Source organism: Streptomyces sp. NPDC024632, from assembly GCF_055559175.1.
Genome location: NZ_JBVHLD010000015.1, coordinates 187,403 through 208,112, shown reverse-complemented (window position 1 = coordinate 208,112; position 20,710 = coordinate 187,403). Strand labels below are relative to the sequence as shown.

Annotated in this window: 1 protein-coding gene and 1 pseudogene; both read left to right on the top strand. The window is 72.9% G+C overall.

Annotation, left to right across the window (positions count from 1 at the left end; all coding sequences use genetic code 11):
* Positions 1-35 precede the first annotated feature (35 nt).
* Positions 36-17,108, top strand: coding sequence for an SDR family NAD(P)-dependent oxidoreductase (locus ACZ37P_RS28370; RefSeq protein ID WP_467349219.1), 17,073 nt, complete (start codon positions 36-38; stop codon positions 17,106-17,108).
* 102 nt (positions 17,109-17,210) lie between these two features.
* Positions 17,211-20,621 (top strand): annotated as a pseudogene (locus tag ACZ37P_RS28365) (type I polyketide synthase); the annotation flags it as partial.
* Between the last annotated feature and the right edge of the window lie 89 nt (positions 20,622-20,710).

Sequence of the window (20,710 nt, the reverse complement as noted above, 5' to 3'; positions counted from 1 at the left end):
GAGGAGGAACGCCTCGGATGACGAATGACGACAAGCTGGTCGACTACCTGAAGCGCGTCGCGGCCGACCTGCACCAGACCCGGCAGGAGTTGCAGGAGGTCAAGGACCGGGAGAGCGAGCCGATCGCGATCGTCGGCATGGCCTGCCGGTTCCCCGGTCACGTCGGCACACCCGAGGACTTCTGGCGGCTGCTCGACACCGGCGGCGACGCCATCGCCGACTTCCCGTCCGACCGGGGCTGGGACACCGAGGCCCTTTACGACGCGGACCCCGACGCGTCCGGCAAGACGTACCTCCTCAAGGGCGGATTCCTCGACGGGGCAGGGGACTTCGACGCCGAGCTGTTCGGCGTCTCGCCGCGTGAGGCCCTGGGCATGGACCCGCAGCAGCGGCTCGTCCTGGAGTCGTCGTGGGAGGTGCTGGAGCGCGCCGGTATCGACCCCAGCTCGCTCAAGGGCACCAAGACCGGCGTGTTCGTCGGCGCCGCGGGGACCGGCTACCTCACCAACATGCAGCAGGTGCCCGAAGGCGTCGAGGGCTACACCGGCACCGGCTCCTTCATCAGCGTCATCTCCGGCCGCGTCTCGTACTCCCTGGGCCTCGAAGGCCCCGCGCTGACCGTCGACACCGCGTGCTCGTCGTCGCTCGTCGCCCTGCACCTGGCCGTGCAGTCCCTGCGCAACGGCGAGTCCACGCTCGCGCTCGTCGGCGGCGTGGCCGTGATGCCGACACCGTGGGTCTTCGTCGACTTCAGCCGACAGCGCGGCCTCGCGCCCGACGGCCGCTGCAAGGCGTTCGCCGCCGGGGCAGACGGCACCGCCTGGTCCGAGGGCGTCGGCATGCTCCTTGTCGAACGGCTCTCCGACGCACGCCGCAACGGCCACAACGTCCTCGCGGTGGTGCGCGGTTCAGCCCTCAACCAGGACGGCGCGAGCAACGGCCTCACCGCGCCGAACGGCCCCTCCCAGCAACGCGTCATCCGCGCGGCCCTCGCCAACGCCGGTCTGACCGGCGACGAGGTCGACGCGGTCGAGGCGCACGGTACGGGCACGACGCTCGGCGACCCGATCGAGGCGCAGGCACTGCTCGCGACGTACGGCAAGGGCCGCACGGGAGGCCGCCCGCTGTGGCTCGGGTCGGTCAAGTCGAACCTGGGCCACACCGCGCACACCGCAGGCATGGCCGGCGTCATCAAGATGGTGCTGGCCCTCCAGGAGGAGAAGCTGCCGCGCACCCTGCACATCGACGCGCCCACCTCGAACGTCGACTGGTCCGCGGGCGCGGTCCGTCTGCTGGAACAGCCGGTCGACTGGAAGCGCGGGGACCGCCCGCGCCGGGCCGCCGTGTCCTCGTTCGGTATCAGCGGGACGAACGCCCACGTGATCCTGGAAGACGCACCCCCGGCCGACGAACCCGCGTCCGTGGACGAAACGACCTCGGCTCAGGGCCCGTTGGGCGAGCTGGCAGCGGTGCCGTGGGTGGTGTCCGGGCGGTCCGCCGCCGCGCTGCGGGGCCAGGCCGCGAGGCTCGCCGCCTTTGCGGCCGACTCGAACGAGCTGGCCGCCCCGGCGCACATCGGGCGCGCACTTGCCGTCTCCCGCGCGGCACTTGAGCACCGCGCGGTGACCCTCGCCGATGACGTCAAGGCAATGGTGCCGGGGCTGGCGGCCCTGTCGGAGGGCGTTGCGGCCTCGGGCGTGGTGTCCGGCGTGGTGCGTCCGGGTGCGGGTCGGGTGGCGTTCGTCTTTCCTGGTCAGGGGTCGCAGTGGGCGGGGATGGCGTTGGGGTTGTTGGACTCCTCGCCGGTGTTCGCGGCGCGGTTGGCGGAGTGTGACGCGGCGCTGCGTCCTCACGTCGGTTCGTCGGTGGTGGAGGCGATCCGTAGCGGGGCTCTGGACGATGTGGTCGTGGTTCAGGGTGCGTTGTGGGCGGTGATGGTGTCGCTGGCCGCGGTGTGGCGTGCTGCCGGTGTCGAGCCGGGCGCGGTCATCGGTCACAGCCAGGGCGAGATTGCCGCCGCGTGCGTCGCGGGCGCGTTGTCGGTGGAGGATGCGGCGCGGGTCGTGGCGCTGCGGGCGAAGGCGATTCGCGGGACCTTGTCCGGAAATGGTGGGATGGTGTCGGTCGCCCTCTCGGCGGATGCGGTACGGGAGCGGATCGCGCGGTGGGACGGTCGTATCTCCGTCGCGTCGGTGAACGGGCCTTCGTCCACGGTCGTTTCGGGTGAGCCCGGCGCGTTGGACGAGCTGTTGACGGTGTGTGAGGCCGAGGGCGTACGGGCGCGCCGTATCGATGTGGACTACGCCTCGCACTCGGCACAGGTGGACGCCATACGCGACGAGGTCGTTGAGGCTCTGTCGGGCATCGAGCCGCAGTCGTCGCAGGTGCCGTTCTACTCGACGGTGACCGGCGGCAAGCTCGACACCACCGCGCTGGACGCTGCGTACTGGGTGACCAACCTCCGCCAGGAAGTCCGCTTCGACGAGACCGTCCGGGCCCTACTGGCGGACGGCTTCGGCTACTTCATTGAGTCCAGCCCGCACCCGGTCCTGGCTGTCGGTCTGGCCGAGACGTTCGAGGACGCGGGCTCCGACGCCGTCGCCCTGGGCACCCTCCGCCGCGACGAAGGCGGCCAGGAAAGGTTCCTGACCTCCCTCGCCGAAGGCTGGGTACGCGGCCTGCCCGTCGACTGGCGGTCCGTCTTCGCCGGAACCCCCGCCCACCACGTCGACCTGCCCACGTACGCCTTCCAGCATCAGCGCTACTGGCTGGAGTCCGGCTCGCTCGGCAGCGCGGACGCCTCGTCGCTGGGGCTCGGGGCGGCCGACCATCCGTTGCTCGGCGCGGCCGTACAACTCGCCGACGAGAACGCCCTGTTGCTGACCGGCCGGATCTCCCTGCGTACGCACGCGTGGCTGGCCGACCACGCCGTGAACGACACCGTACTGCTGCCCGGCGCGGCCTTCGTGGAACTCGCCTTGCGTGCCGGTGAGGAGATCCGCGCCGAGCAGATCGACGAGTTGATCCTTGAGGCGCCGCTGGCGATCCCCGAGGGCGGTGCCGTCCAGCTCCAGGTGGCGGTGGGCGGCCCGGACGCCGACGGACGCCGCGAGATCACGATTCACTCGCGCGGCGAGGACGGCATCGCGGACGACGAACCGTGGACACGGCACGCCGTCGGCGTCCTCAGTACGGAACGGTCCGCTGAAAGCGTCGGGTTGACCGACTGGCCGCCCGCCGGTTCCCGGCCGGTCCCGGTCGAGGACTTCTACGCCCGGGTGGCGGCGGCGGGTTACGGCTACGGTCCGGCGTTCCGGGGTCTGCGCGCCGCGTGGCGGCGGGGCGACGACGTGTACGCCGAGGTCACGCTGCCCGACGCGGCGGCCAAGGACGCCGAACGCTTCGCCCTCCACCCCGCCCTGCTCGACGCGGTCCTGCACGCCGTGTCCCTGCTCGACGGCGGTACGCCGGAGTCGGCGCCGCTGCGGCTGCCCTACGCGTGGGAAGGCGTGGCGCTGTCCGCCGTCGGCGCGAGTCGGCTGCGGCTGCGGGTCCGCCCGCTGGACGGCGGTGCCGTCGCGCTGACGCTCGCCGACGCGGCAGGGGCCCCGGTCGGGGAGGTGCAGTCCGTCGTCCTGCGTGAGACCACCCCCGAGCAGCTCCGGCAGGCCGACGGCACCGCCGGCCGGGACGGCCTCTTCGCCCTGGACTGGACACCGCTGCCCGTTTCCGCCGGTGCCGCCGTCCCCGCGCCGGGACCGGTCCTCACCCTGGGCGGCGCCCAGGACGTCACGGATGTCGCCGCGCTGCTGGCGGGCCTGGACGCGGGCACCCTGGAACCCCCCGCCCATGTGATCACCCGGCTGGGTCCCGGGGACACCCGGTCGGAGGTCGACAGCGAGCTGCCGTCGCGGGTGCGCACCGCCGTCACCGACGCGCTCGCCCTCGTCCAGGCATGGCTCGCCGACGAGCGGCTGAACGCCTCGCGGCTGGTCGTCGTCACCACCCGGGCGGTCTCCACCGGGCCGGACGACGAGGTGGCGGACCTCGTGCACGCACCCGTGTGGGGGCTGCTGCGGACCGCCCAGTCCGAGGCGCCGGACCGCTTCCTCCTGGTCGACACTGACGGCACCGCTGGCACTGACGGCACCGCTGGCACTGACGACACCGCTGGCACTGACGACACCGCTGGCACTGACGGCACCCGTGGCACCAATGCCGCCTCCGGCACCCTGGCCGCCGCTGTCGCCTCCGCCGTCGACCTCGGCGAACCGCAGATCGCGATACGCGACGGCGTGCTCCTCGCGCCCCGTTTCGCCCGCGTCGCCCCGGCCGGGCCCGCGCCGGTGCCGCTGCGCGACGACGGGACCGTGCTTATCACCGGCGGAACCGGCACCCTCGGACGGTTGCTCGCCGAGCATCTGGTCTCGGCGCACGGGGTGCGGCATCTGCTGCTGGTCGGCCGCCGGGGCCGGGCGGCCACGGGCGCACCGGAGTTGGAGCGGCGCTTGCTGGACGCGGGCGCGTCGAGCGTCGAGATCGCGGCGTGTGACGTGGCCGACCGGGCGTCGTTGGCCGCGCTGTTGGAGGCGATTCCCTCCGACCGGCCGCTGACGGGTGTGGTGCACGCGGCCGGTGTGCTCGACGACGGAGTGGTGTCGGCACTGACGCCCAATCAGGTGGCGCGAGTCCTCGCGCCGAAGGTGGACGCGGCGGTGCATCTGCACGAGCTGACACGGCACTTGGACCTGTCGCTGTTCGCGCTGTTCTCCTCGATCGCCGGTGTGCTCGGCAACCCGGGCCAGGCCGGTTACGCGGCGGCCAATGTCTTCCTGGACGCCCTCGCCACGCGCCGCCGCGCCGAGGGACTGCCGGTCACCGACCTGATCTGGGGCTACTGGGCAGAGGCCAGCGAGCTGACGGCCCACCTCGGCGACGCCGACGTGGCCCGCTACCTGCGAATGGGCGTCACGCGGATGTCGCCCGAGCAGGGCCTGGCGCTCTTCGACGCCGCCGCGTCCGCCGACGGCGGCTCCGGGGTCCACGTCGTCAGCCGCCTCGACCTGCGCGCCCTGCGCAGCGCGGCCCGCGCGGGCGAACCCGTCCTCCCGCTCTACCGGGGTCTGGTCCGCGGCCGACCGCGTCGCGCCACCGACGTCGGCGGCGACTCCGGCAGCCTCCTGCGCGCCCTCACCGGCCTGACCGAGGAGGACCAACTCCGCTATCTGCTCGACCTGGTCCGTGGCCGCGCCGCGACAGTCCTCGGATACGCCGACCCGTCCGCCGTCGAACCCGCCCGCAGTTTCAAGGAGTTCGGCTTCGACTCGCTGACCGGCCTGCAACTGCGCAACGCGCTCGCGGGAGCGACGGGCCTGCGGCTTCCGGCGACGCTTGTCTTCGACTATCCGACGCCACGGGCGTTGGCCGGTTTCCTCCGCACGCTGGTGCTCGGTGACGAGCGCACCGGTCCGGTCGCCGCCCGTAGGGGTACGGCGGGTCCCCTGTCGGCGCGTGAGGCGGCCGATCCGGTGGTGATTGTGGGGATGGCGTGTCGGTATCCGGGTGGTGTGGGTTCGCCTGAGGAGTTGTGGTCGCTGGTTGCTTCGGGTGGGGATGCGGTGTCGGGGTTCCCGGTGGACCGGGGGTGGGATGTTGAGGGGTTGTTTGATCCGAATCCTGGTGTGGCGGGGCGGAGTTATGCGCGTGAGGGCGGGTTCCTCTATGGCGCGGGTGAGTTTGACGCGGGGTTCTTCGGGGTGTCTCCGCGTGAGGCGTTGTCGATGGATCCGCAGCAGCGGTTGCTGCTGGAGGCGTCGTGGGAGGTGCTGGAGCGGGCGGGTATTGATCCCGGTTCGCTGAAGGGCAGTTCGACGGGTGTCTTCACCGGAGTCATGCACCACGACTACGCAGTGGGCGCCGATGCCACGGCCAACGACACCGAGGGCTACGCCCTGATGGGCTCGTCCCCGGCCGCCGTGTCCGGCCGCGTGTCGTACACCTTCGGGTTCGAGGGTCCGGCGATGACGGTGGACACGGCGTGCTCGTCGTCGCTGGTCGCGATGCACCTGGCGGCGCAGGCCCTGCGGTCGGGAGAGTGCTCCCTCGCCCTGGCCGGCGGCGTCACGGTGATGTCCACGCCCACCCTTTTTGTGGAGTTCAGCCGTCAGCGGGGCATGGCGCCCGACGGCCGGAGCAAGGCGTTCTCGGCGGCGGCGGACGGTGCCGGGTGGGGCGAGGGCGTCGGTGTGCTGCTGCTGGAGCGGCTGTCGGACGCGCGGCGCAACGGTCACCGGGTGCTGGCGGTGATGCGTGGCTCCGCGGTGAACCAGGATGGTGCGTCGAACGGGCTGACTGCCCCGAACGGGCCTTCGCAGGAGCGGGTGATCCGGGCCGCCCTGGACAGTGCCGGTCTGACGGCCGCAGATGTCGATGTGGTCGAGGCGCACGGTACGGGGACCACGCTCGGGGACCCGATCGAGGCGCAGGCGCTGCTGGCCACCTACGGCCAAGAGCGTGGCGGCGAGGACCCGTTGTGGCTGGGCTCGGTGAAGTCGAACATCGGCCACACGCAAGCCGCGGCAGGGGTCGCGGGCGTCATCAAGATGGTCGAGGCGATGCGCCACGAGGTGCTGCCCAAAAGCCTTTACGCGGACGAGCCGACGCCGCACGTCGACTGGACGAGCGGCGCGGTCGAATTGCTCGCCGAGGCGATGCCGTGGACCGCCGACACCCACCCGCGCCGCGCGGGGATCTCGGCCTTCGGGGCGAGCGGGACGAACGCGCACGTGATCCTGGAGGAGCCGGGGGGCGACGCTGCGGCCGACACCTCCGCGGAGCCAGAGCGCGAGCCCGAAGTCGGCCCGGAGGCAGGCCCGTTGGGGTCGCTGTCGGTGGTGCCGTGGGTGGTGTCCGCGCGGTCGGCGGACGCACTGCGCGGCCAGGCCGGACGCCTTGCGGCCTTCGCAGGGACGGACGACGCACCTGCCCTCACCTCGGTCGGCCGCGAACTGGCCCTCTCCCGAGCGGCGTTGCCCCACCGGAGCGTGGTCCTGGCCGCCGACGCCGAACACGCCCAGGACGTCCTCGGCGCGCTCGCCGAAGGAGCCCCGGCCGCCCGACTCGTCAGCGGCGCGACGCGATCGGGCGACGGCCGGGTGGCGTTTGTTTTCCCTGGTCAGGGGTCGCAGTGGGCGGGGATGGCGTTGGGGTTGTTGGACTCCTCGCCGGTGTTCGGGGCGCGGTTGGCGGAGTGTGATGCGGCGCTGTTGCCTTATGTGGGGTCGTCGGTGGTGGAGGCGATTCGCGAGGGCGCTCTGGATGACGTGGTGGTGGTTCAGGGGGCGTTGTGGGCGGTGATGGTGTCGCTGGCTGCGGTGTGGCGGTCGGTGGGCGTTGAGCCGGGTGCGGTGATCGGTCACAGTCAGGGTGAGATCGCGGCGGCGTGTGTCGCTGGCGCGCTTTCCGTGGAGGATGCGGCGCGGGTCGTGGCGTTGCGGGCGAAGGCGATTCGCGGGTCGTTGTCGGGCAACGGTGGGATGGTGTCGGTCGCGCTGCCCGCGCAGGACGTACGGGAGCGGATCGCGCGCTGGGACGGCCGTATCTCCGTCGCGTCCGTGAACGGGCCTTCCTCCACGGTCGTTTCGGGTGAACCCCTGGCGCTGGCTGAGCTGCTGACGGTGTGTGAGGCCGAGGGCGTACGGGCGCGTCGTATCGATGTGGACTACGCGTCGCACTCGGCACAGGTCGACGCGATCCGGGACGAGGTCGTCCAGGCCCTGTCCGGGATCACACCGACCTCGTCCGAGGTACCGTTCTACTCGACGGTGACCGGCGGCCGTATCGACACGAGCACGCTGAACGCCGACTACTGGGTGACCAACCTCCGCCAGGAAGTCCGTTTCGACGGGACCGTCCGGGCCCTACTGGCGGACGGCTTCGGGTACTTCATCGAGTCCAGCCCGCACCCCGTCCTCGCCGTCGGGCTCGCCGAGACGTTCGATGACGCCGGGTCCGACGCCGTCGCGCTCGGCACCCTCCGCCGTGATGAAGGCGGCCAGGAAAGGTTCCTGACCTCTCTCGCGGAGGGCTGGGTACGCGGCCTGCCCGTCGACTGGCGGTCCGTCTTCGCCGGTACGCCGGATTCGACGGGTGCCGGGCAACTCGCCCTGCCCACCTACGCCTTCCAGCACGAGCACTACTGGCTGACTGCCGACGCCGCGCGCGCCGGGGACCCGAGCGGGCTCGGGCAGGCCGCTGCGGACCACCCCCTGCTCGGCGCGGTGGTGCGGCTGGCCGGTTCGGATCAGGTGGTGCTCACGGGCCGGTTGTCGCTGACGTCGCACGCGTGGCTGGGCGATCACCGGGTGGAGGGGACCGTCCTGGTCCCCGGTGCCGCGCTGGCGGAGTGGGCGCTGCGGGCCGCTGACGAGGTCGGGGCCGGGTGCGTAGAGGAGCTGACGCTTCAGGCACCGCTCGTCGTTCCGGAGAGCGGCGGCGTGCAGGTACAGGTCTCCGTCGGCGCGCCCGACGCGGACGGACGGCGCGAACTCGGCATCCACTCACGGCCCGAAGGGACGGGGGAGTCGGCGCCCTGGGCACTGCACGCGGTCGGCACTCTCGCGGTCGCGTCCGACACCGCAGAGGCGACCGAGGACTTGACCGCGTGGCCGCCGCCCGGCGCCGTGCCGGTGCCGGTCGAGGACTTCTACGCCGAGGTGGGCGAGTCCGGTTACGGCTACGGTCCGGCGTTCCAGGGGCTGCGCGCCGCGTGGCGGCACGGCGACGACGTCTACGCCGAGGCCGCGCTGCCGGACGAACTCCACCAGGACGCGGCCAAGTTCGGCATCCACCCGGCCCTGCTCGACGCGGCCCTGCACGGGATCGTCCTGTTGCGCGGCGGCTCGCCCGCCGAACTCACCTCCCTGCGGCTGCCGTTCGCCTGGACCGACGTGGCGCTCGGCGCGGTCGGCGCGACCTCCGTACGCGTACGGCTGCGGCCTGCGGGCGAGGACGCCGCCTCGGTGCTCCTGGCCGATGCCGAGGGGGCTCCCGTCGTATCGGTGGCATCGCTCGCGCTGCGCACGGCGACCGCCGACCAGATCCGCGTCGCCGCCGCGAGTGCGGCAGGCACGGCCGACGGCCTGTACCGCGTGGACTGGGTGCCGGCCGCGCTGTCCGCCGACGGCGGCGCGCCCGACGGATGCGTGTTCCTGGAACGGCTTTCCGACATCGACGCGGCGCAGCCGGTTCCGCCGCTGGTCGGCGTGGTCCTGCCCCCGGCCTCAGTCTCCGGCGATGTGCCGGGTGCGGTGGCGGACGCGGTGACCGGCGTGCTGGGTCTGGTCCAGGAGTGGCTGGCCGAGGAGCGGTTCGCTGATTCGCGGTTGGTTCTCGTCACCCGGGGGGCCGTGGCCACTCACAGCGGTGAGCCTGTCGTCGATCTCGTCCACGCCCCGGTGTGGGGCCTGGTGCGCAGCGCGCTCGCCGAGAATCCCGGGCGTTTCCTGCTGATCGACGCCGACGCCGACGCCGACGCCGACGCCGACGCCGACGCCGACGCCGATGTCGATGTCCACCTCGCGTTGGGGGGACAAGCCGCGGTGCGTGACGCGCTCGCCTACGCGGTCGGTGTCGCGGTGGCGGCGGGTGAGCCGCAGGTGGCGGTGCGTGGTGGTGAGGTGCTGGTGCCGAGGCTGGTGCGGGCGCCTGCCGGTGGCGGGGGGTTGGTGCCGCCCGCCGATGGCGCGTGGCGGCTGGTCGCCTCCGGCGACGGCACGCTCGACGGACTGTCCGTCGAGCCGGACCCGGCCGCCGAGGCGCCGCTCGTCGCCGGTCAGGTGAGGGTCGACGTCCGTGCCGCGGGAGTCAACTTCCGCGATGTGCTGATCAATCTGGGGATGTACCCCGACCCGGACGCGTACCTCGGAACCGAGGGTGCGGGTGTCGTGGTCGAGGTCGGGCCCGGTGTCGCGGGTGTTGTGGTGGGTGACCGGGTGATGGGTCTGCTGCCGGAGTCGTTCGGGCCGTTGGCGGTGGTGGACGAGCGCTTGGTCGTGCGGGTGCCGGAGGGCTGGAGCTTCGAGCAGGCCGCCGCCGTCCCCGTCGTCTTCATGACCGCCTGGTTCGGCCTGGCCGATCTCGGCGAACTCCAGTCCGGACACAGGGTGTTGATTCACGCCGCTGCCGGTGGTGTGGGGATGGCGGCCACGCAGTTGGCCCGGCACTGGGGTGCCGAGGTCTTCGGGACGGCCAGCGAGGGCAAATGGGACACGCTCCGGCTGGCGGGTCTCGCCGAGGACCACATCGCCTCGTCCCGCACCCTCGACTTCGAGGACGCGTTCCGGCAGGCCACCGATGGCCACGGCATGGACGTCGTTCTCAACTCACTGGCGCGGGAGTTCGTGGACGCGTCGCTGCGGTTGCTGCCGCGTGGCGGCCGGTTCCTGGAGATGGGCAAGACCGACATCCGCGACCCGCAGGCCGTCGCCGCCGAGCACCCCGGCGTCACGTACCACCCGTACGCCCTCACCGACATCTCTCCGGACCGACTCGGCGAAATTCTCCGCGAGTTGGCGGGGTTGTTCGCGGAGGGTGTGCTGGAGCCGTTGCCGGTGCGGGTGTGGGATGTGCGTCGCGCCGGCGAGGCGTTGCGGTTCATGTCGCAGGCGCGGCATGTCGGCAAGGTCGTGCTGAGGCTTCCCCGCCGGGTGGATGCCGCGAGTGCGGTGGTGATCACGGGTGGTACGGGTCTGCTGGGCGGGCTGGTGGCCCGGCATCTGGTGGCCTCGTACGGGGTGCGCGATGTCGTACTGGCGGGTCGGCGTGGTGCGAACGCGCCTGGTGCGGATGCGCTGGTGGCGGAGTTGGTGGCGGCCGGTGCGCGGGTCGAGGTCGTGGCGTGCGATGTCGCGGTCCGGGACCAGGTGGCCGGGCTGCTCGCGCGCTTCGGCGGGGAACGGCCGTTGGGTGGTGTGGTGCACTGCGCGGGCGCGCTGGACGACGGTCTGGTGCCGGATCTGGACGCGGAACGTATCCGGAGTGTGCTGGGCGCGAAGGTGGATGCGGCGTGGCATCTGCATGAGTTGACCCGGGACTTGGACCTGTCGTTGTTCGTGCTGTTCTCGTCCCTCGCGGGTGTGGTGGGCACGGCGGGGCAGGCGAATTACGCGGCGGCGAACACGTTCCTGGACGCTCTGGCGGGTGTGCGCCGTACGAGTGGTGCGGCGGGTGTGTCGATGGCGTGGGGACACTGGGCCACCGACTCCGAGCTGACCGGTTCGCTCGATGAGGTCGACCGGGCACGCCTGGCCCGTAGCGGCGTGGTGCCGATGAGCGTCGAGCAGGGGATCGGCCTGTTCGACGCGGCCGTCGGCTGGGACGTACCGCTCGCCGTCACCGCGCGTCTGACGCCCGGCGACGCCCAGAGCACCGGGGAAGCCTTCCACGCCCTCACCCGTGAACTGACCACCGCGTCCGTCCGCAAGTCCCGTGCCGTGGCGACCAGTTCGGCCCGTGCCGACTCCTCGGCCCTGGTCCGGCGGCTCTCCGCGCTGTCGCCCGCCGAACGGACCGAGGCCCTGCGCGATGTCGTACGCACGCACGTCGCGGCGGTGCTCGGCCACGGATCGCCGGCCGCCGTCGACCCCGAGCGGGCGTTCAAGGAGCTGGGCTTCGACTCGCTGACCGGTGTCGAGCTGCGCAACCGCCTCGGTGCCGCGATCGGGCAGCGGCTCGCGGCCACGGTGGTTTTCGACCACCCGACCCCCGACGCCCTCGCCGCGCATCTGGAGGACGAACTGGGCCTCGGCGCCGCGACCGCCGACGACCGTGCCCCGGCCGGAGTCCTTCCGACGGCGGCCGGGCTCGACGACGATCCCGTCGCCGTCGTCGCCATGACCTGCCGCTTCCCGGGCGGCGCCGATTCGCCCGAGCAGTTGTGGGACCTGGTGGCGTCGGGCACCGACGCGATCTCCGGGTTCCCCACCGACCGGGGCTGGGACCTCGCGGACCTGTACGACCCGGATCCGGCCAGGTCGGGCAAGAGCTACGCCCAGCAGGGCGGTTTCGTGCGCGGCGCGACGGACTTCGACGCCGAGCTGTTCGGCATCTCGCCGCGCGAGGCGCTGGCCATGGACCCGCAGCAGCGGCTTGTACTCGAGGCGGCCTGGGAGGCCGTGGAACGCGCCGGGATCGACGTGGCCACGCTGCGCGGCAGCCGTACCGGTGTGTTCATCGGCGCGGTCGGCACCGGCTACGGCCAGGACCCCGACCTTCAGCAGCGCGTCGAGGGGTACTCGGTCACCGGGAACGTGCTGAGCGTCATCTCCGGCCGCGTCTCGTACGTCCTCGGCCTCGAAGGACCGGCGATGACGGTGGACACGGCCTGCTCGTCGTCGCTGGTCGCCCTGCACCTGGCGGCTCAGGCGCTACGGGCGGGGGAGTGCTCGCTGGCCCTGGTCGGCGGGGTGACGGTGATGCCGAGCCCGTTCGGCTTCGTGGAGTTCAGCCGCCAGCGCGTGCTGTCGCCCGACGGCCGTTGCAGGGCGTTCGCCGCGGACGCCGACGGCACCGGCTTCTCGGAGGGGGTCGGCATGCTGGTGGTCGAGCGGCTGTCGGAGGCCCGCCGCAACGGCCACCGCGTCCTCGCCGTCATGCGCGGCTCCGCCGTCAACCAGGACGGCGCGAGCAACGGCCTCACCGCGCCGAACGGCCCCTCCCAGCAGCGCGTCATCCGCGCTGCTCTCGCCAATGCCGGTCTGACCGGCGACGAGGTCGACGCGGTCGAGGCGCACGGCACCGGCACCAACCTCGGGGACCCGATCGAGGCGCAGGCGCTGCTCGCCACCTACGGCAGGGACCACGCGCGGGACCAGCCGCTGTGGCTGGGCTCCATCAAGTCCAACATCGGCCACACGCAGGCCGCGGCCGGTGTCGCGGGCCTGATCAAGATGGTCATGGCGATGGGCCACGGCACGCTGCCCAGCACTCTGCACGCCGAGGAGCCCTCGCCCGAGGTGGACTGGTCCTCCGGCCGGCTCCGGCTGCTCAACGCGGCGACGCCGTGGCCCGACCGGGGCCGCCCGCGCCGCGCCGCGGTCTCCTCGTTCGGCATCAGCGGAACGAACGCGCACGTGATCCTGGAAGAGCCGCCCGCGGCGCCGGTCGAGGCGGTCGAACTGGCCCATCCTGGCTCCGAGTTCGGCGAGAGGGCCGAACCCGGTACGTCCGACGCGCCCGCCGTACCCGCCGCCCCGGCCCCGGCCGCCGTCGTGGGCGACCCGCCCGGCACCGTCGTCCCCTGGGTGCTCTCCGCCAAGTCCGCGGCGGCGCTGCGCGCGCAGGCCGGACGCCTCGCGGCCTTCGTGGCCGACCGGCCCGACACCACGGACGCCGAGATCGGGCACGCGCTGGCGACCACCAGGACCGTCCTGGAACAGCGGGCCGTCGTCCTGGCGGGTGACCGCGCGCAGGCCGCCGCCGCGCTCGGCGGGCTCGCCGACGGTACGCCGACCGCAGGGGCGGTCACCGGCGCCGCCGACGTACGCGGCAGGGTGGCCTTCGTCTTCCCCGGACAGGGCTCGCAGTGGAAGGGCATGGGCGCCGAACTCCTCGACACCTCAGCGGTGTTCGCCGAGCGGTTCGCCCAGTGCGACGCGGCGCTCCGCGTCCACCTGGACTGGTCGGTCACCGACGTCGTGCGCGGAATGCCCGGCGCGCCCTCGCCGGACCTCATCGAGGTTCTGCAACCCGTGCTGTTCGCCGTCAACGTCTCCCTGGTCGAACTGTGGCGGTCGGTCGGTGTCGAACCCGCCGCCGTCGTCGGCAGCAGCCAAGGCGAGATAGCCGCCGCGCTGGTGGCGGGCGCGCTCACGATGGAGGACGCCGCCGAGATCATCGCGCTGCGCAGCGCCCTGTTCGCCGCCGAACTCGTCGGCAACGGCGCGGTCGCCTCGGTGGCGCTGCCCGTCGCCGAGGTCGAGGCGCGAACAGCCGCGTGGGGCGGACGACTTGACATCGCCGGACGCAACGGCCCGACCGCCGTCACCGTGGCTGGTGACACCGAGGCGCTGACGGAATTCGTCGCGGCCTGCGAGGCCGACGGCGTCCGAGCCCGCGTCGTCGGGTCGACCGTGGCCTCCCACTGCGCCCAGGTCGAGCCGCTGCGCGAGCGGATCATGGAACTGTTCGCGCACATCACACCGCGCCGCGCCACCGTCCCGTTCTACTCGACCGTCACCGGCGGCCTCGTCGACACGACGACCCTAGACAACGCGTACTGGTACCTCAACGCCCGCCGCCCGGTGGACTTCCAGGCCGCGGTGCTGGCCATGGAGAGCGACGGCTTCCGGTTCTTCGTCGAGGCCAGCGCGCACCCGGTGCTCACCACCGCCATGGCCGCGACCTTCGAGGACGCCGAACGCGACGGCGTCGCGGTCGGCACGCTGCGCCGTGACGAAGGCGGCATGGCGCGCTTCACCACCTCCGTGGCCGAGGGCTTCGTCCGCGGCCTGCCCGGCGTCGACTGGCGGCCCCTGGCCCCCGGTTCGGGCGGTACGCCGCTGGCCCTGCCGACGTACGCCTTCCAGCGCCGCCGCTTCTGGCTGGACGACCTGCGGGACCGAACCGCGCCCACCACCAGCGGCACGGGCGACCTCGCCGACGCCGGATTCTGGGCCGCCGTCGAACGCGGCGACCTGGAGCACCTGGCCGGGGAACTCGAACTCGACGCCGGAGAGGACGAGTTGGCGACGGTCCTGCCCGCGCTGTCGTCCTGGCGCCGCCGCAGCCTGGATCGTACGGCCCTGGACCGCTGGCGTTACGGCATCGCCTGGCGCGCCCTGGACACCGCGAACGCCCCTGCGCCGCGCGGGCGGTGGACGATCCTCAGCTTCCCGGACGAGCCGTGGGCCGCCGCGGCGGGCGACGCGCTCGCCGCCGCGGGCACCACGGTCACCCACATCGAGATCCCCGCCGACCGGACCGACCGGGCGGCCCTCGCCGAACTCCTCCGGACGGTCGAGGCCGACGGCGTGCTGTCTCTCCTCGCCCTCGGGGACTCCGAGACCGGCGGTCAGGGGGCGGACGGGTCCGAGACGGGTGTGCCGAAGGCAGGTGTTTCCGAGACGGTTGGCGCCGCGAATGGCGGTGTCGAGGAGGCTGCCGCGCACGAGGTGCCCGGAGCGTCCGCCGTCGACGGCACCGGCCCTGCGGTATCCGACACCAGCGCGCCCGGCCACGCCACCGCTGGCTCCGGCACGCCCGGCCACGCCCCTGCCTGGCGCGAAGCCCCGGCACCGGCTGCCGCCGGTCTCTCCCCGGCCGCCCGCGTCACCCTCGCCCTCGCCCAGGCCGCGGCCGACGCCGAACTGACCGGGCGGCTGTGGGCGGCCACCGCGGAGGGCGTCAGGACGGCACCGGGCGACGCGGGGCCCCGCTCCGGCCAGGCCGAGGTCTGGGGCCTGGGCCGGGCCATCGCGCTGGAGCAGCCCCGCCAGTGGGGCGGCCTGGTCGACCTGCCGCCCGTGCCCGACGCGTCCGCCGCCGTCCGGCTCGCCGCCGTCCTCGGCGGACTGCCCGGCCCTGACGGGACCGCCGACCCGGCAGCCGCCGACGCCCTGGCCGTGGACCCAGCGTCCGGCGGCTCCGCGTCCGCCGTCGAGGACCAGGTCGCGGTACGGGCCTCCGGAGTCCACGGGCGGCGGCTCATCCGTACGCCTCTCGGGGCCGCGCACTCCGCACGAGCCGCCGCGTGGCGGCCCGACGGCACCGTTCTGATCACCGGGGGAACGGGCGGGATCGGCGCGCGCGTCGCCCGCAGACTCGCCGCCGAAGGCGCCCCGCACCTGCTGCTCGCGGGCCGCCGCGGCCCCGACGCGCCCGGCGCGGCCGAACTGCGCGCGGAGTTGGAGGCGGCGGGCGCCGCCGTCACGTTCGCCGCGTGCGACGTCGCCGACCGGTCCGAGGTGGCCGCGCTCCTCGCGGGCGTCCCCGCCGACCGGCCGCTGAGCGCGGTCTTCCACGCGGCCGGCGCCCCGCAGACCTACCTGGCCGCCACCGACACCACCGACGAGGACATCACCCGCATCGCCTCGGCCAAGATCGCCGGAGCCCTCCACCTGGACGACCTCCTCGGCGGCACACCGCTCGACGCCTTCGTGCTCTTCTCCTCCAACGCCGGGGTCTGGGGCAGCGGAGGGCAGGCCGTCTACGGCGCCGCCAACGCCCACCTCGACGCGCTCGCCGAGCGGCGCCGCGCTCTCGGCCGTACCGCGACCTCACTGGCATGGGGCGCCTGGGACGGCGGCGGCATGATGGAGGCCGAGGGCGCCGCCGCCTACATGGAGAGCCGCGGCGTACTGGCCATGGATCCCGAACGAGCCGCCACCGCACTGCTCCAGGCCGTCGCGCACGACGAGACGTTCGTCGCCGTCGCCGATGTCGACTGGGAACGGTTCGTCCTCGGCTTCACCGCGCTGCGCCCCAGCCCGCTGCTCGCCGAACTCCCCGAGGTACAAGCGGCGTTGCGCACCGAGACCGATCAGGCCGACTCCGCCGCCCCGACCACCGCGGGCGCCGAATTCGCCGCCCAGTTGGCGACGCTCTCCGAGCCCGACCAGCTCAAGAACGTCCTCGACCTGGTACGTGACCAAGCAGCCAGCGTCCTTCAGCACGCCGACAACTCCTCGGTACGGGCGGGCCGCACGTTCAAGGATCTCGGCTTCGACTCGCTGACCGCCGTCGAACTGCGCAACCGCCTGTCCACCGCGACCGGCCTGAAGCTGCCCGCGAGCCTGGTGTTCGACCACCCCACGCCCACCGCGCTCGCCCAGCACCTGCGGACCCGCTTCACCACCGGCGCCGCGTCCGCGGCGACCGGTCCCGTGAGCACCGGCGGGACCGGCACCGGATCCGTCCTGGACGAGCTGGACGCCCTCGCGGGCGCGGTCGCCGCTCTGCCCGCGGACGGTGAGGAGACCGCCGAAGTCGTCGGCCGCCTGGAGGAACTGCTGTGGCAGGTACGGCAACGACGCGACGGCCGGGGCGAGATCGAGTCGGCCACCGCGGAGGAGATGTTCGACCTGCTGGACCGCGAACTCGGCAACCCCTGATCCGCCGCACGCGGACGGGACATTCCTGAACCGGAGAGCCTGGAGTCGAAAAGGATGGCAATGGCGGAGAACGAGGCGAAACTGCTCGCGTACCTGAAGCGGGTGACCGGCGACCTGCGCGAGACCCAGCAGCGGCTCCGCGACGCCACCGCCGCCAGGAACGAGCCGATCGCGGTCGTCGGCATGGCCTGCCGCTACCCCGGCGGCGTCGAAACCCCCGACGACCTCTGGCAGTTGGTCGCCGAGGGCGGCGACGCCATCACCCCGTTCCCCAAGGACCGGGGCTGGGACATCGACGACCGCTACGACGAGGACGCCGCGCGGCCCGGCAGCAACTACGTGCGGGGCGGCGGATTCCTCACCGGAGCAACCGAATTCGACGCGTCGTTCTTCGGCATCTCCCCCCGCGAAGCCCTCGGCATGGACCCGCAGCAACGGCTCCTCCTGCCCTGCACATGGGAACTCTTCGAACGGGCAGGCATCGACCCACTGTCCGTCAAGGGCAGCCCCACCGGCACGTTCATCGGCTTCAGCTCCGCCGACTACGGCTGGGAACTCCCCGCCATCCCCGAGGAGGTCGAGGGCTACTACGCGACGGGCAACTTCGCCAGCGTGATGTCCGGCCGCGTCGCCTACACCTTCGGGCTCGAAGGCCCGGCGATCAGCGTCGACACCGCCTGCTCGTCGTCGCTGGTCGCCATGCACCTGGCCGCCGGGGCACTGCGCAGCCGCGAATGCTCCATGGCCGTCGCCGGCGGAGTGACCGTCATGTCCACCGCCATCGGCTACCCCGAGTTCAGCCGCCAGCGCGCCCTGTCCCCTGACGGCCGCTGCCGCGCCTTCGCGGCCTCCGCCGACGGCTTCGGCCCCGCCGAGGGCCTGGGCCTGCTCCTGCTGGAACGGCTGTCGGACGCCCGGCGCAACGGCCACCGCGTCCTGGCCCTGATCCGCGGCTCCGCGGTCAACCAGGACGGTGCGAGCAACGGCCTCACCGCCCCCAACGGCCCCTCCCAGGAACGCGTCATCCGCGCCGCGCTGCGCAGCGCCAGGATCTCCGCCACCGACGTGGACGTGGTCGAGGCGCACGGCACCGGCACCTCCCTGGGCGACCCGATCGAGGCGACCGCCCTGCTCAACACCTACGGCGCGGGACGCGACGGCCAACGGCCGCTGTGGCTCGGCTCGGTGAAGTCCAACATCGGCCACACCTCGGCCGCGGCGGGCGTGGCGGGTGTGATCAAGATGGTGCAGGCCATGCGGCACGGAGTCCTGCCGAGGACCCTGCATGTCGACGAGCCGACACCGCACGTGGACTGGTCCGGCGGCGGGGTGCAACTGCTGACCGAGGAGCGGGAGTGGGTCAGGAGTGACGGACGTGCGCGGCGGGCGGGCGTGTCGGCGTTCGGCATCAGCGGGACGAACGCGCACCTGATCCTGGAGGAGGCCGGTGAGCCGACGGACGACGCGGGCGGCGTCGGCGGTGCGGCCGGCTCGGCGGACGCGCGCGATCCGGAAGGCCCGGGCGATCGGGCCGATACGCCGGAGGCCCGGTCGGGACCCGCGAACGGGCCGCTCGGGCCGCTGGGGTCCACTGTTCCGTGGCCGGTGTCCGCGCGGTCCGCCGCCGCACTGCGCGACCAGGCCGAGCGGCTGCTGGAGTACACGTTGGCCGGCCACGGCCCGGCCGCGCCGGAAATCGGCCTCGCCCTGGCGACGACCCGCGCCGCGTGGGAGAACCGCGCGGTCGTGCTGGACCCGGACCACCCCTCGGCCCTCGGCGCCCTCGCCTCAGGCACCCCCACAGGTTCCACCGTCACGGGCCTGGCCACGGTGGACGACACCGACGGCCGACCGGCCGACCACGTGGTCTTCGTCTTTCCTGGTCAGGGGTCGCAGTGGGCGGGGATGGCGATGGAGTTGCTTGCTTCGTCTCCGGTGTTCGGGGCGCGGTTGGCGGAGTGTGACGCGGCGCTGCGTCCTCACGTCGGTTCGTCGGTGGTGGAGGCGATCCGCGAGGGCGTTCTGGATGACGTGGTGGTCGTTCAGGGGGCGTTGTGGGCGGTGATGGTGTCGCTCGCCGAGGTGTGGCGTGCTGCCGGTGTCGAGCCGGGTGCGGTGATCGGTCACAGTCAGGGTGAGATTGCCGCCGCGTGCGTCGCTGGCGCGCTTTCCGTGGAGGATGCGGCGCGCGTAGTGGCTCTGCGGGCGAAGGCGATTCGCGGGTCTCTGTCGGGGCGTGGCGGGATGGTGTCGGTCGCGCTGCCCGCGCAGGACGTACGGGAGCTGATCGCGCGCTGGGACGGCCGGATTTCCGTCGCGTCGGTGAACGGTCCTTCGTCCACGGTCGTTTCGGGTGAACCCCTGGCGCTCGCTGAGCTGCTGACGGCGTGTGAGGCCGAGGGCGTACGGGCGCGCCGTATCGATGTGGACTACGCGTCGCACTCGGCACAGGTGGACGCGATACGTGATGAGGTCGTTGAGGCTCTGTCGGGCATCGAGCCGCAGTCGTCGCAGGTGCCGTTCTACTCCACGGTGACCGGCGCCCGTATCGACACGAGCACGCTGGACGCCGACTACTGGGTGACCAACCTCCGTCAGGAAGTCCGCTTCGACGAGACCGTCCGGGCCCTCCTCGCCGACGACTTCACGTACTTCGTGGAGTCCAGCCCGCACCCCGTCCTCGCGGTCGGTCTGGCCGAGACGTTCGAGGACGCGGGCTCCGACGCCGTCGCGCTCGGCACCCTCCGCCGTGACGAAGGCGGCCAGGAACGCTTCCTCACCTCCCTCGCCGAAGGATGGGTACGCGGCCTCCCCGTCGACTGGCGGTCCGTCTTCGCCGGAACCCCCGCCCACCACGTCGACCTGCCCACGTACGCCTTCCAACCGCGCCGCTACTGGCTGGACATCGACCGCTCCGGCCCCGCCGTCCGCACGACGGCGCGGACCGAGGTGCTGGAAGACGGTCCCGACGTCGACCCGGACGCGCTGACCGTGCGGCTGGCGGGACTCGACCGCGAGGAGCGGGAGCGCGTACTGCTCGACCTGCTGCGCGTGGAGGTGGCGACGGTGCTGCGGCACGCCACTCCGGACGACGTCGCGGCCGAACGGGCCTTCAAGGAACTGGGCTTCGACTCGCTGACCGCCGTCGAACTACGCAAGCGGCTGAGCGCGGCGACCGGATTGAAGCTACCGGCGACTGTCGTCTTCTCCTACCCGACGCCGATCAGCCTGGTCCGCTTCCTGCTGGACGAGATGGAAAGTGCGCCGGTCGACGGTGAACACGCCGAGGTCTTGAACGAGTTGGACGGGATCGCCACGCGGCTCGGCGGAATCTCGCCGGACGGCGAGACGCGTGAGCGGATCACCCGGCGTCTGGAGTCGCTGCTCTGGGCGTGGCGCGGAGACGCGGCGACCGGTGCGGAGGCGGGCGCCGACACCGGCGGAATCGCGCTGGACACCGCGTCGGACGACGAGATGTTCGCGCTGATCGACAAACAGTTGGGCACAGGCTGAGCCGCTCCGGTCACCGCTGTCGGACAAACGTCGCAGATCGTCGAAGGAGCGAGGGGAATGGCCACCGGTAACACGGAGGAGAGGCTTCG